Annotated in this window: 13 protein-coding genes; 10 read left to right on the top strand and 3 right to left on the bottom strand. The window is 73.1% G+C overall.

What is annotated here, in order from left to right:
- The first annotated feature begins 3 nt into the window (after positions 1 to 3).
- The 5 genes from BBK14_RS24765 (at position 4) to BBK14_RS24745 (ending at position 5,148) form a co-directional block, all read left to right on the top strand.
- Positions 4 to 381, top strand: coding sequence for an RNA-guided endonuclease TnpB family protein (locus BBK14_RS24765; RefSeq protein WP_476739405.1), 378 nt, complete (start codon positions 4 to 6; stop codon positions 379 to 381).
- 181 nt (positions 382 to 562) lie between these two features.
- Positions 563 to 1,318 (top strand): class I SAM-dependent methyltransferase, encoded by a 756-nt coding sequence (locus tag BBK14_RS24760; RefSeq protein ID WP_071065638.1) that lies wholly within the window; start codon positions 563 to 565, stop codon positions 1,316 to 1,318.
- A 312-nt stretch (positions 1,319 to 1,630) separates the two neighbouring features.
- Positions 1,631 to 2,545 carry an SAM-dependent methyltransferase gene (locus BBK14_RS24755; protein WP_071065637.1) on the top strand — a complete coding sequence of 305 codons (915 nt, stop codon included), beginning with the start codon at positions 1,631 to 1,633 and terminating at the stop codon, positions 2,543 to 2,545.
- Between the two features lie 105 nt (positions 2,546 to 2,650).
- Entirely contained in the window at positions 2,651 to 4,237 is a 1,587-nt protein-coding gene (locus BBK14_RS38485) for a hypothetical protein (protein ID WP_157904328.1), read from the top strand.
- A gap of 110 nt (positions 4,238 to 4,347) precedes the next feature.
- Positions 4,348 to 5,148 (top strand): YqjF family protein, encoded by an 801-nt coding sequence (locus BBK14_RS24745; RefSeq protein ID WP_071065635.1) that lies wholly within the window; start codon positions 4,348 to 4,350, stop codon positions 5,146 to 5,148.
- 2 nt (positions 5,149 to 5,150) lie between these two features.
- Here the strand turns inward: BBK14_RS24745 and BBK14_RS24740 are convergent, their stop codons facing one another.
- Positions 5,151 to 5,906, bottom strand: coding sequence for an O-methyltransferase (locus tag BBK14_RS24740; RefSeq protein WP_071065634.1), 756 nt, complete (start codon positions 5,904 to 5,906; stop codon positions 5,151 to 5,153).
- 123 nt (positions 5,907 to 6,029) lie between these two features.
- Between BBK14_RS24740 and hisD the strand changes: the two genes are divergently transcribed.
- The 4 genes from hisD to hisH all read left to right on the top strand — a co-directional run bounded on the left by hisD (position 6,030) and on the right by hisH (position 10,033).
- Positions 6,030 to 7,325: a histidinol dehydrogenase gene (hisD, locus tag BBK14_RS24735; protein WP_198541422.1), complete on the top strand. Its 1,296-nt coding sequence runs from the start codon at positions 6,030 to 6,032 to the stop codon at positions 7,323 to 7,325.
- Positions 7,322 to 8,701 (top strand): histidinol-phosphate transaminase, encoded by a 1,380-nt coding sequence (locus BBK14_RS24730; RefSeq protein ID WP_071065632.1) that lies wholly within the window; start codon positions 7,322 to 7,324, stop codon positions 8,699 to 8,701. Before hisD ends, BBK14_RS24730 begins: the two co-directional genes overlap by 4 nt.
- Before the next feature lie 133 nt (positions 8,702 to 8,834).
- Complete coding sequence (hisB, locus tag BBK14_RS24725; protein WP_020459523.1) at positions 8,835 to 9,422, top strand: imidazoleglycerol-phosphate dehydratase HisB; 588 nt, start codon at positions 8,835 to 8,837, stop codon at positions 9,420 to 9,422.
- Positions 9,419 to 10,033 carry an imidazole glycerol phosphate synthase subunit HisH gene (gene hisH, locus BBK14_RS24720; RefSeq protein ID WP_071065631.1) on the top strand — a complete coding sequence of 205 codons (615 nt, stop codon included), beginning with the start codon at positions 9,419 to 9,421 and terminating at the stop codon, positions 10,031 to 10,033. The genes hisB and hisH overlap by 4 nt, the downstream gene beginning before the upstream one ends.
- Positions 10,034 to 10,093: 60 nt before the next feature.
- Here the strand turns inward: hisH and BBK14_RS24715 are convergent, their stop codons facing one another.
- Complete coding sequence (locus BBK14_RS24715) at positions 10,094 to 11,068, bottom strand: ABC transporter ATP-binding protein (RefSeq protein WP_071065630.1); 975 nt, start codon at positions 11,066 to 11,068, stop codon at positions 10,094 to 10,096.
- Positions 11,069 to 11,163: 95 nt separating this feature from the next.
- On the opposite strand from BBK14_RS24715, the gene BBK14_RS24710 reads away from it, so the two are divergent.
- Positions 11,164 to 12,351: an RNA-guided endonuclease InsQ/TnpB family protein gene (locus BBK14_RS24710; protein WP_071065629.1), complete on the top strand. Its 1,188-nt coding sequence runs from the start codon at positions 11,164 to 11,166 to the stop codon at positions 12,349 to 12,351.
- Between the two features lie 45 nt (positions 12,352 to 12,396).
- Here the strand turns inward: BBK14_RS24710 and BBK14_RS24705 are convergent, their stop codons facing one another.
- Positions 12,397 to 13,386: an ABC transporter permease gene (locus BBK14_RS24705; protein WP_083391220.1), complete on the bottom strand. Its 990-nt coding sequence runs from the start codon at positions 13,384 to 13,386 to the stop codon at positions 12,397 to 12,399.

The following is a 13,386-nucleotide window of genomic DNA, read 5'->3' as shown; positions in this document are numbered from 1 at the left end:
CATCTGCACAAGCTGTCCACGAGGATCATCCGCGAGAACCAAACGGTGGTCGTCGAGGACCTGTCCGTCCGCACCATGGTCCGCAACCACTCGCTGGCCCGCGCTGTCTCCGACGCATCCTGGTCGGAGTTACGGGCGATGGTGGAGTACAAGGCCGACTGGTACGGTCGCACCGTGATAGCGGTCGACCGTTTCTACCCGTCGAGCAAAACGTGCTCGGCCTGYGGATCGGTCGTGGARRACCTGCCGCTGRACGTCCGGGRGTGGACCTGTCGTTGTGGCGCGGTYCRCGACCGGGACRTSAAYGCGGCACGGAACATTCTGGCCGCGGGGCTCGCGGTGTCYGCCTGTGGAGATGGAGTGAGACCRCCTCGCTCCTGAAGCGAGGAGGCGTCCGTTGACGAAGCAGGAACCCGGATCGCGAGGTACGGGAATCCCCGGAGTTCACACCGGGGAGGATGTCAACGTATTGGCGCTCGGCTGTGGCTGTGGCGCTGTTCGCGGGGCTGTGTGGCGCCGCGGCCTCGGGTAGATGGTGGGAGCAGTCTGCGAGGATCGGGACATGTCGCGCGCGTTCGAGGATCTGGTTGCCGAGGCGGAGTCGGTGCCTGTGGATGGCTGGGGGTTTTCGTGGCTGGAGGGCCGCGCGACCGAGGAGCGTCCGTCCTGGGGCTATGCCCGGTTGATGGGCGAGCGGATGGCGTCGGCGTCGGTCGCACTGGATGTCCAGACCGGTGGTGGGGAGGTTCTCGCCGGGGTGTCGAGGTTGCCGGCGGTGACAGTGGCGACCGAGTCCTGGCCGCCGAACCTTGCCAACGCCGCCGCGTTGCTGCGTCCCCGGGGAGTGGCGGTGGTAGCCGCCGGGGATGGGTTTCCTTTCGCCGACGACGCCTTCGACCTGGTGGTCAGCCGTCATCCGGTGGCCACCGGATGGGTGGAGATCGCCCGGGTGCTGCGGCGGGGCGGGGTGTACCTCTCCCAGCAGGTCGGCCCGGGGAGTGTGTTCGAACTGACCGAGTACTTCCTCGGGTCGCAGCCGCCTGGAATGCGGCACCGGCGCCACCCCGACAGGGCCAGAGCCCAGGCCGAGTCCGCCGGGCTGGAGGTCGTCGACCTGCGGATGGAGTCGCTGCGCACCGAGTTCTTCGACGTGGGAGCGGTGATCTACTTCCTGCGGAAAGTGATCTGGATGGTCCCCGGGTTCACCGTTGCCCGGTACCGCCCGCGGCTCAGGGCCCTGCATGACCGTATCCAGGCTGATGGGTCCTTCGTGGCGCACGCGACGCGGTTTCTCATCGAGGCCCGCAAGCCCACCTGAGGCTCGGCGCGTGGGCGTCCCCGGGGTGCCCTGGATGTCTCGTCAGCCGATCCCGCCGACACCCGGCGAGGGTGTGCCGACCAGGCGGGTGTTCCGACACCGCGCGCCGCCGGCCGGAAAATAACTTTGACGGTTCGTGACGGGCTGGCCTACAGTGACCGCGGCAGCGCCGGACACACACAGCCGGCGCCGACAGTGGAGGAAGCCATGGCTGCCCGGGAACAGTCCCGGGCTTCCGGAGGTCACCCGTCGACCCGGCGCGGTGGCGCTCAGCGCTGACCGCGGGACGCGGCGCGTGACTCCTGGTGCCCGGTGACATATGTCGTCACCCTGCAGAGCACCAGCAAGGAGATCTCGGCGTTGTCCGCACATTCTTCTGTTTCTTCTTCCTCCACTCAGCTCACCGACCAGACCGGCGAACCCTCGCCCGAGTGGTTCACCGAGTTCTTCACCGAACTGCCGAACGAGTTCTGGCGCCGCGCGGCGACGCCGGAGATGACCGCCGCCGACGTCGACTTCGTCGAGACGCGCCTCGGGCTCGCGCCGGGGTCGCGGATCATCGACGTCCCGTGCGGAAGCGGCCGGCACAGCCTCGCGCTGGCGGAGCGCGGCCACCGGGTGACCGGCGTCGACCTGTCGGCGGAGGCGATCGAGCACGCCCGCCGCGCCGCCGCGGCCACGGGCACTGCCGTCGAGTTCGTTCTCGGGGACATGCGGGAGATCGCCCCGTCGGGCTCCTTCGACGCGGCGGTGTGCCTCGGTAACAGTTTCGGCTACCTCACCCCCGCGCAGACCGCGGAGTTCGTCCGTTCCCTCGCCGCGGCGGTGCGCCCCGGCGGGGGCCTCGTCCTCGACTTCGGCGCGACGGCGGAGTCCGTCCTGCCCGGCTTCACCGGCGAGGCGCGCGTCATGCGGACCGGTGACATCACGACGGAGGCGACGGTCGACTACGACGTGGCCCGCAGCCGGATGCTCAGCAGATACCGGTTCACCCGCGGTGACAACGTGCTGGACACCACCGCCGTCCATCACGTCTACACGTGCGGGCATATCGGTGACCTGCTGGGCGCGGCGGGCTTCACCGACATCGGACGCCACTCCGATCCGGACGGCACGCCCTACCGGCTGGGCGCCGGGCGCCTGCTGGTCACCGCGCGCCGGGGCCGGCTACCCGCCGTCCCTTCGGGGCCTCAGCAGGTCATGGACACGGAGAGTAGTCGCTCCTAGGCTGCCGGTTGTCGACGGCTAGGCCGCCAGCCGCGACGGTGGGGGTCGTCGATGAGTGTGCCTGCGTGTCTGGAAGTCGTCCCGTCTAGTAGGCGGATGGTCGCGATGGGTGCGGTCCTGGCCGTCTTCCTGCTACTGATCGTGACGGTGGAGGTCCTGCTCGCGGGGGCCGCAGGGGCCGCGACGGGTCCCGCGGCCCCCGGTGTCCCCACAGCTGCCAGGGGGCCTGTCCTCACGGCCGGCCCCGCCGGCGGCGTGTCCGCTCCCGGCGCCGTTCCCCTGCCCGTTCCCGCCGGTAGGACGGCGGCGGCGCTGGCCGCTCCCGGGTGCGGCTCGGGTCGGGTGGGCCACTCGCGTCTGCTGGTCGGCGAGAGCACCACCTTCGGCGGGTGCGGCTTCGCGCCGGGCACGCTCGTCGAGATCGCGGCCAACGGCGTCCCGTCGGACGCGACCACGGCGGACGCCGCGGGGAGGATCGCGGTCCCGGTCAGCTTCATGTCGCTGGGGACGAAGCTGCTCACCGCGACCGGCGCCGGTGCCCCGCTGGCCGCGGCTCCGGTCGCCGCCCCGGGCGCGGTCCCGCTCCCGGCCACCGGCGTGCCGGCGGCGGCCGGGGCCACAGGGGTCCCGGCCGCAGGGACGTCCCCGCTCACCCTCACCGCGACGGTTCTCGTGGTCGGGTCCCCGACGGGGGCGGACGATGACGCCGACAGCTCCGACTATGGGCACGGCGGACACAGGCCCCCGAAGGACCGCGGTAGCTCGACCACCACGCCCACCACGCCCTCCGGGCTGACGCTGGGGGAGGTCATCGCGCTCCTGCAGCTTCTCCAGAGCCAGCAGCGCGCCACGGTGGTCTCCGACCGCGGCTCCATCCCGCGACTGGGCGGCCTGACCCTGGGCGATCTCGCGGGCGACGAGGTGGCGGACGAGGAGGAGGCGGCGGCCGCGGGGGAGGCGGCGGCCGCGGACGAGGCGGCCGTGGCATCCGAACGGCGGCCCCCGGCGGCGTCCGCCGGCGCGGCCCCGCCCGAGTCCCCGGCTCCCGCTGCCGGCGGTGCGGCGGGTGGGCCGCCCGGTGGGCCTGGCGGGACCGGGAAGGGTCAGGCTGGGGGTGAACTGCCGTTCACCGGGCTGTCGGGTATCTCGCTGACCGTCCTGGCCGGCGCGCTCCTCATCGGCGGGTTCTGGTGGATGCACCGCCGCCGCGAGCAGTACTGGCGTCAGCCCCCGCCCGGCTTCGTCGGCCCGCCCTGGGCGCTCCGCGGTTGGCCGGACCCACCGTGGCCTGCCGCCCGCGCCTGGTCTGACGGCGGCTGGCCGGACGGCGGTTGGCCCGGTGGTGGCTGGCCGAGCGGTCGCCGGCCCGGTGACGGCGGGGCGCCCGGCCCCGGCTGGCCCGGGGGCTGGTGGCCCGGCGGCTGGTGGCCCGGCGCGGCCGGTGGATTCGCCTCGCCGGGCGCTCCCAGGGGCGCATCCGGGCCGGGCACCTCCCGGCCGGACGGCTCCTGGCCGCGCGCGTCCGGCCCCGGCTCGCCGGACTCCGACTCGGAGGAGTCGGAGTTCCTCGAAGAGCCCGAGACTCTCGGTGAGGCCGGGCTTCTCGATGGGCCGGACCCCGATGGGCCGGAGCGCGGTGGGCCGGAGCGCGGTGGGCCGGAGCGTCCCGGTGGAACCGGGGCGTCCTGGTGAGGCAGAGCGTCCCGCTGACACGGGGTCGGGGCGCGGGTCTGGGGCCGGTCCCCGTTCGGGCCCAATGAGACATCGGTGCGACCTGAGCCACCTGGTGCGACGATGTCGGTATGTGTCCGGATCATCCCGGCCTGCCGGATGGGCGCGACTGGTCGGACCGGCCTGTCGTCGAGCCCAGCTGCCCGTTCACCGTCGACCGGCCCACGATGACGCAGCGCTGGGAGCGGCTCACGTTCGTGCACTGGCCCGTCGATCCCGAGGCCGTCGGCCGGCTGCTGCCCCCCGAACTCGCCGCCGACACCTACGACGACCGGGCCTGGGTGAGCCTGGTGCCCTTCTACATGCGCGTCGCGACGCCCGGCGGGCGCGCCGTGCCCTGGGCGTCCCACTTCTGCGAGACGAATGTCCGGACCTACGTCGTGGACCGGCGGGGCCGGCGCGGGATCTGGTTCTTCTCCCTGGAGGCCGCCCGGCTCGGCGCGGTGCTGGTGGCGCGCAACGGCTTCCGCCTGCCGTACCTCTGGGCCTCGATGACGCTCACCGAGACCGGCGGGCCGTCCGGCGGGCTGTCCGGGGGGCCGGGCGAGATCCGGTACGAGTGCCGGCGCCGCTGGCCCGGCCCGCGGGGTACCTCGAGCCGGGTGCGCATCCGGATCGGCCCGCGCTACCAGCCCGGCGAGCTCGGCCCGCTCGACCACTTCCTCACGGCGCGCTGGATCGTGTTCAGCTCGACCGGATCGAGTCACCGCGCGGTGCGGGCCCACCACGAGCCCTGGCCGCTGTGGCGGGCCCACCCGGAGGAGATCGACGACGGTCTCGTCCGCGCCACCGGCCTGCTGCCGCTGCCCGGCGAGCCACTGGCGCACTACTCACCCGGGGTCGACGTCCGGATCGGCCGTCCGGAACGGTAGGGCTACGGCAGCTTGCGGGCGATGGTCAGGCCGTCCGCGACGGGGAGCATGACCACCTGGACGCGGGGGTCGTCGGCCACCATCCGGTTGAACGTGCGCACGGCGACGGCGCTCGGCTCCGTCACGTCCGCGTCGAGGACCCGGCCGGACTGCAGGACGTTGTCGACGATGATCAGGCCGTTGGGCTTCATCCGGGGCAGCAGCAGCTCGTAGTAGGTGGGGTAGGAGGTCTTGTCGGCGTCGATGAAGGCCAGCTCGAAAACCGGCTCCGCCGGCAGCGCGGCCAGCGAGTCGGCGGCGGGCCCCAGCCGCAGCTCGATGCGGTCGCTCACCCCGGCGCGCTCCCAGTACCGGCGGGCGACGGACGTCCACTGCTCGCTGACGTCGAGGCACAGCAGTCGGCCGCCCGCGGGCAGGCCGCGGGCGATGCTCAGCGCGGAGTAGCCGGTGAACGTGCCGATCTCGATCGCCCGGGACGGCGCGAGGGCCGCGGTCAGGATCGTCAGCAGCGAGCCCTGCTCGGCGGGAATCTGCATCCGGGCGACGCTCCCGAGCGCCGCGGTCTCGGCCGCGAGGTCACTCAGGACGCCGTCAGGCGGGGAGCCGTGCTCCATCAGGTAGGCGTACAGCGGCCGCGCCAGGAAGCCCGACTTGCCGTCGTACCTGCCTGTGCCATTGGGGGAGGCGCCCGGATCGGGGGCGGTACCCGGAGCGGGGGCGGCGTCCGAACTGGGGGCGGCGTCCGAACTGGAGCTCACCGCCGCAGGTTACCCCGCTCGGGCCGGGTCCCGGTGCCACCGCGCCCCGCGCCGTATAACGGTGTGGTATTCCCAAACAGTTCCACTGCTCGGACCGGCGGTCGGGCCGATACGCTCGTGGGCGTGCTCAGAAGGCTCGATCTGCGCTCCGCGCAGCCCACCACGTCGGACGTCCGTCGGCTCTTCCCGCGGGCGGCCGTGGACGTCGACGTCGCGATGGACGCGGTCCGTCCCGTCTGCGACGACGTGCGCGACCGTGGTGACGCGGCCGTCCTCGACGCCGCGGAGCGCTTCGACCGGGTCCGCCCGGCCGAGCTGCGGGTACCGGCCGACGCGCTCGCGAGCGCGCTCGCGGCCCTCGACCCGGCGGTCCGTGACGCGCTGACCGAGGCGATCCGCCGCGCGCGGCTGGTACACCGGGCCCAGCTCCGGGAGCCGGTGGTCGTCGAGGTGGCCCCCGGCACGAAGGTCACCGAGCGCTGGATCCCGGTCGGCCGGGTCGGCCTCTACGTGCCGGGCGGGCGGGTCGCCTACCCCAGCAGCGTGGTCATGAACGTCGTCCCCGCGCAGGAGGCCGGTGTCGCCTCGCTGGCGGTGGCCTCGCCGCCCCAGGTCGACAACGGCGGCCTGCCGCACCCGGTCGTGCTGGCCGCCTGCGCCCTGCTCGGGGTCGACGAGGTCTACGCGGCCGGCGGCGCCCAGGCCGTCGCGATGTTCGCGCACGGCACCGAGAGCTGCCCGGCCGTCGATGTCGTCACCGGCCCCGGCAACGTCTACGTCACCGCGGCGAAGCGGCTGCTGCGCGGGCTGGTCGGCGTCGACGCCGAGGCGGGCCCGACCGAGGTCGCCATCCTCGCCGACGGCTCGGCCCGCCCCGACTTCGTCGCCGCCGACCTGATCGCGCAGGCCGAGCACGACCCGATGGCCGCCTGCCTGCTGGTCACGACGTCGCCCGAGCTGGCCGACGCCGTCGACGTCGAGCTCGACAAGCAGGTCCCCGCCACCCGGCACCGGGAGCGGGTCACCGAGGCGCTGGCCGGCCAGGGCGCCGTGGCGATCGTCGCCGACGTCGACGCGGGTCTCGCGGTCGTCGACGCCTGGGCCGCCGAGCACCTGGAGATCCACACCGCGGACGCGGCGGGTGTCGCCGCCCGGGTGCGCAACGCGGGCGCGATTTTCGTCGGTGCCTACGCACCCGTCCCGCTCGGGGACTACCTCGCCGGCTCGAACCACGTCCTGCCCACCGGCGGCACCGCGCGGCACTCCAGTGGCCTCGCCGTGTCCGCCTTCCAGCGCCAGGTCCATGTCGTCGAGTGCGGCCCCGAGGCGCTCGCCGACATCGCGCCCCGCATCGCCGCGCTCGGCGGAGCCGAGGACCTGACCGCCCACGTCGACGCGGTGGAGGTACGGGCCCGATGACCGGGAACATCAGCGGAGCGGGCGACGCCGCCCCTCCGGGCGCCACCGCCGGCACGGGTGACGGCGCCGGGCCGGGGGAGACCACAGTCCTGGGCGACGCCGCTGGGCCGCCTGACGCCGCCGGTCCCGCCGGCGCGCTCCCGGGGGCGCCGGCCGGCCAGGGCGCGCCCGTCGGTGGCCACGGGAGGCTGCGTTCCGCCGCGGTCACGCCGGCCGACCGGGCCCCGTGGCGGCCCGTCACCCTGGACGACCTGCCCCTGCGAGACGACCTGCGGGGGATGTCCCCGTACGGCGCGCCGCAGATCGACGTCCCGGTGCGGCTGAACACCAACGAGAACCCGCACCCGCCGTCCGCCGGGCTGGTGGACGCGCTCGGCAAGGCGGCGACCCTCGCCGCGACCGAGGCCAACCGCTATCCCGACCGGGAGGCCGAGGCCCTGCGCGCCGACCTGGCGTACTACCTGACCCCGGACGCCGGTTTCGGCGTGCACGCGGCCCAGGTGTGGGCGGCCAACGGGTCGAACGAGATTCTCCAGCAGCTCTGCCAGGCGTTCGGCGGTCCCGGGCGGGTGGCGGTGGGCTTCGAGCCGTCCTACTCGATGCACCGGCTGATCGCGCTGGCGACCGCCACCGACTGGGTCGCCGAGTCCCGCGCGGCGGACTTCACCCTCGAAGCCGACCGGGTCACCGCCGCGATCCGCCGGCACCGCCCGGCGCTGCTGTTCCTGTGCTCGCCGAACAACCCCACCGCCACCGCGCTCGGCACGGAGGTCATCGCGGCCGCCTGCGACGCCATGGCCGAGGTCAGCTCGGGTGTCGTCGTGGTCGACGAGGCCTACGGCGAGTTCCGCCGGGCCGGCGTCCCCAGTGCGCTCACCCTGCTGCCCGACCACCCCCGGCTGGTCGTCACCCGGACGATGAGCAAGGCGTTCGCGTTGGCCGGCGCCAGGGTCGGCTACCTCGCGGCGCATCCGGCGGTTGTCGACGCGCTGCAGCTCGTCCGCCTGCCCTACCACCTGTCGTCGTTCACCCAGGCGGTCGCGCGCACCGCGCTCGCCCACGCCGACGAGCTGCTCGGCACGGTGGACGCGGTGAAGGCACAGCGCGACCTGCTCGTTCGTTCCCTGCCGGAGTTCGGCTGCGTGACCGCTCCGAGCGACGCCAACTTCGTGCTGTTCGGTCACTTCACCGACCAGCGGGCCGTGTGGCAGGGCCTGCTCGACGCCGGTGTGCTCGTCCGCGACGTCGGCCTCGACGGCTGGCTGCGGGTGACGGCCGGCCTGCCGAACGAGATGGAGTCCTTCCTCGACGCGCTGCGCCGGGTGCTGACCGCCCGCCCGGCCCTCCTGCGCGCCGCCGCGGAGATCAGCTCCTGAGCGACCGGGCCTGACCGACCCGACCCGAACATCCGGACCGACCCGAACATCCGGACCGGTACGACCGCCCGGACCGACCAAACAGCCGGCCGGCCGGTCCAGCGCCGCACCGGTGGAGAACCCGAGGGAAACGATGGCACGCACCGCTCGCGTCGAGCGCAAGACCAAGGAGTCGCACGTCCTGATCGAGCTTGACCTCGACGGGACGGGCCTGGCGTCGGCGGAGACCGGCGTCCCGTTCTTCGACCACATGATGGAGCAGCTCGGCAAGCACGGGGGCTTCGACCTCACCGTGCGCACCGAGGGTGACCTGCACATCGACGCGCACCACACCGTCGAGGACACGGCCATCGCGTTCGGCACCGCGCTGCGCGAGGCGCTCGGCGACAAGGCGGGCATCCGCCGTTTCGGCGACGCGACCGTGCCGCTCGACGAGGCGTTGGTGCAGTCGGCCGTCGACCTTTCCGGCCGGCCCTACTGTGTGCACGTCGAGCCGGAGCTGGTCGGCCTGATCGGCACCTACGACACCACGCTCACCCGGCACATCTTCGAGTCGATCACCGCCTCGGCGCGGATCGCGCTGCACGTGCGGGTGCTGTCCGGGCGCAACGCCCACCACGTCGTCGAGGCGCAGTTCAAGTCGGTGGCCCGGGCCATGCGCGACGCTGTGGCGCTCGACGCGCGGGTCGCCGGCGTACCGTCCACCAAGGGCGTGCTTTGAGCGGCCCGCGGCCGGACGTCGTCGTCCTCGACTACGGCTCGGGGAACCTGCGCTCGGCCGAGCGGGCGCTCGCCCGGGTCGGTGCCGAGGTGACGGTGACGGCGGATCTCGACGCCGCCCGGGCCGCCGACGGGCTCGTCGTCCCCGGGGTCGGCGCCTTCGCGGCGTGCATGGCGGGTGTGGATGCGGTCGGCGGCGGCGAGGTCGTGCGTGAGCGGCTGGCTGCCGGCCGACCGGTCCTCGGGATCTGCGTGGGCATGCAGATCCTCTACCAGCTCGGCGACGAGCACGGTGTGCGGACGGAGGGCCTCGGCGTGCTCGAGGGGAGCGTGCGCCGGCTGACGGCGCCGGTCCTGCCGCACATGGGCTGGAACGTCGTCACGCCCCCACCGGAGTCGGTCCTGTTCGAGGGCATCGACGCGGAGACGCGTTTCTACTTCGTGCACTCTTACGCGGCGGCGGCGCGGGCGGGTGACACCGTCGCCGAGCACGGCGAGGCGTTCGCCGCCGCGGTCGAGCGCGGACCGCTCGCGGCCACCCAGTTCCATCCGGAGAAGTCCGGCGACGCCGGTGCCCACGTCCTGCGGAACTGGCTGCGCACCCTGAGCTGACCACCTGCAGCGGCCAGCCGCCGCCGCCACAGGCGCAGGCGTCGGCTCCGGCCCTGTTGATCAGGGGGCGTCGGGGGCGAGTCGGTCGGTGGTGTAGAGGCGGGCGATGACGTCCTCGATCGCCGGCTCGCCGACCGAGAGGTCGACCAGCGGGTAGCGGGCCGCGATCTCGCTGACCAGCGGTGCCGCGCTGCCACCCGCCGGGAGCTCGAGCCACTGCCGGGCGCCGTGCACCCGCACGACGCGCGCCCCCTCGACGGTCATCGCCGGCAGCGGCTCGGCGAGGTCGACCCGCAGCGTCCGCGTGCCGCCGAGGCGCTCGCGCAGCGTCTCGAGCTCGCCGTCGAAGGCCAGCCGGCCATGGTCGATGACCATCACCCGCCGGCACAGCTGCTCGACGTCGGTCATGTCGTGGGTGGTGAGCACGATCGTCGTCCCCGCCTCGCGGTTGGTGCGTGCGAGGAACGCGCGGACCGCCGTCTTCGAGACGACGTCCAGGCCGATCGTCGGCTCGTCCAGGTAGACGATCTCCGGGTCGGGCAGGAAGGCGGCCGTGATGTTGCCGCGCATCCGCTGGCCGAGCGAGAGCTGCCGCACCGGGGTGTCGAGGATCGGCGCCAGCGCCAGCATCTCGACGAAATGCTTGAGATTGTTCCGGTATCGCAGCGCCGGGATCCGGTAGATGCGGCGGATCAGTTCGAAGCTGTCGCGTAGTGGCAGGTCCCACCACAGCTGCGAGCGCTGGCCGAAGACCACCCCGATGCGCCGGCTGAGCCGCAGGCGCTGCCGGGACGGGTCCAGCCCGGCCACCCGCAGCCGCCCACCGGACGGCGTCAGGATGCCGACCAGCATCTTGATGGTGGTGCTCTTGCCCGCGCCGTTCGGGCCGAGGTACCCGACGATCTCCCCGGCCCGGACCGTGAACGACAGGTCCGCGACGGCGTGGACGTCCACCCGTTCCCGGCGCATCCAGCCGGCCCGCCGCCGCAGGACGAACGTCTTGCTGACCCCCTCGACGTCGATGACGTTGGTCATCGGGAACTCGCCGTGGATACCCCGGCCTTCAGGCCGGGGAGGAAACGGCGTCCCACATTGGAACGCATGTTCGATCCTTTCGGTAGGATGTCGGCATGTCCCGCTTTCGCCTATACCCGTCTGCCGAACAGGTCGGCGGGCTGGTTGAGCACTGTGGGCATGCCCGTTTTATATGGAATCTGGCTGTCGAACAGCAGGCATGGTGGACGCCCTACCGGGGCAGGGCGCCGAACCATCTGGAGCGCTGCCGGCAGTTGACCGAGGCGCGGGCGGAGTTCGACTGGCTGCGAGCCGGGTCGCAGACCGTTCAGCGGCAGGCCCTGCGGGATTTCGACCAGGCGGTGCGAAACTTCTTCGGTGGTTCGCACCGGCGGCCGACCTATCGGAAGAAAGGTGAAGCCGAGGGCTTTCAGATCGTGGGGAAGAACGCCAGGGTCGAGAATCTGAACCGGAAGTGGTCGCGGTGCTGGGTACCCAAGGTTGGCTGGGTCAGGTTCCGTCGCACCCGCAGGATCGGTGAGGCCAGATCCTATCGGGTGACGCGGGACCGGGCTGGCCGCTGGCATGTCGGGTTCGCGGTGGCCCCCGTGCCGATCCCCGCCCCCGGTACCGGCGAGGTGGTCGGCGTCGACCGGGGTGTGGCCGTGTCGGCGGCCCTGTCGACCGGGGAGCTGCTGCGCTGCCCTGGCCTGCGGCCCCGGGAGGCCGCACGGTTGGTCAGGCTTCAGCGCAGGCTCGCGAAGGCCAGGCGGGGCGGCAACCGGCGCGCCCGGCTTCGTTCCCGGCTCGCCCGGATCAGGGCGCGGGAAGCCGACCGGCGGAAGGACTGGGTGGAGAAGACCTCCACCGATCTCGCCCGCCGTTTCGATGTGATCCGGGTCGAGGATCTGAAAGTCCGCAGTATGATCCGTTCCGCTCGGGGCACGGTCGAGAACCCGGGGCGGAACGTCGGGCAGAAGGCCGGCCTGAACCGGGGCATCCTCGGCAACGGCTGGGGTTTGCTCGTCCGGCGCCTGGAACAGAAAGCACCCGGCCGGGTGGAGAGGGTCCCGGCCGCCTACACCAGCCGGCGTTGCTCGGCCTGCGGGCATACGGCGCCCGGGAACCGCGAGAGTCAAGCGGTGTTCCGGTGCGTCGCCTGCGGGCATGAAAGCAACGCCGACGTGAACGCTGCACGTAACATCGCCGCGGGACGTGCGGTGAACGCGCGGGGAGGCGGCCCGGTAGGGCTTCCCGTGAACCGCGAATCTCAACGAACCACACCCCCTCTGGTGAGTGTGTAGGAGTTGGAATCCCCCACATTCATGCGGGGGAGGACGTCAAGGCACTCAGCTCCCGGTACTGCGGTAGTGGCGCAGACCGAGGCGCCAGGCCGCCCCGGCGAGGGCGGCGGTGACCATGGCCACGGCGGGCGAGAGGAACCGGGTGACCCCCGGCAGGCCGAACGGGTCCGGCTGGTCGAGCACGAACAGTGCCGGCTGCCAGTTCACGAAGGCGATCGGCAGCACCACGGTCATCAGCAGCGCCGTCCGGCGGCCGTAGACCGTCAGCGGGTACTGCGTCGCGAGCGCCGCGCCCTGCCGGACGGCGCCCACGGCGACGGACGCGTCCGGAGCGACGAACAGCACCGCCGCGGTGCCCACCGAGAGGCTCGCACTGATCACGATCCCACTGGTGATCATTAGTGGGAGGACGGCGACCCGGGCGGGGGTCCAGGGGACGTCCAGCGCGGTGAGACTGATCACGAGGACGGCGGCGGGCTGCACCACCCGGCCCAGCCGCTGCGGGGAGAAGTCCGCGGTCGCGGCCTGCACGAGCACGCTGACGGGGCGGGTGAGCATCGGGTCCAGCTTGCCGTCCTTGATCGGCCAGCCGAGGCGGTCCAGCGGGCCGACCGCGGCCTCGGTGGCGGCGAAGGCGAGGGCTGACGTCCCGTAGAGGAAGGCGACCTCGGCGAGCGAGAAGCCGTCGAGGTCGGGCAGGTGGGCGAACACGATGCCGATCGCGGCGAGGTCCAGCACCGTCGCCGCCATCTCGACGAGGGTGTACAGGACGAGTGAGAGCCGGTACTGGGCCGTCGAGCGGAAGGCGGCGCCGACCAGCAGCAGGTAGTGGCCCGCCTCCGCCCGTACCAGCCCGAGCCGCCCGCCCACGCCGCTGTCGGCAACCGTCGCGTGGGTGCCGCTCGCGTGGGTGTCACTCACGTGGGTGCCGGTCGCCGTGGTGCCGGCAGTGCTGATGCCGGCGGCGGCGGCGCCTGCGCCTGCGCCTGCGCCTGCGCCTGCGCCGGCGGCGGCGGCGGCCTCGTCCGTGGTCAC

The sequence above is a fragment of the Parafrankia soli genome (genome assembly GCF_001854695.1).
Classification (GTDB): domain Bacteria; phylum Actinomycetota; class Actinomycetes; order Frankiales; family Frankiaceae; genus Parafrankia; species Parafrankia soli.
This window is presented reverse-complemented; position numbering and strand designations above follow the sequence as displayed.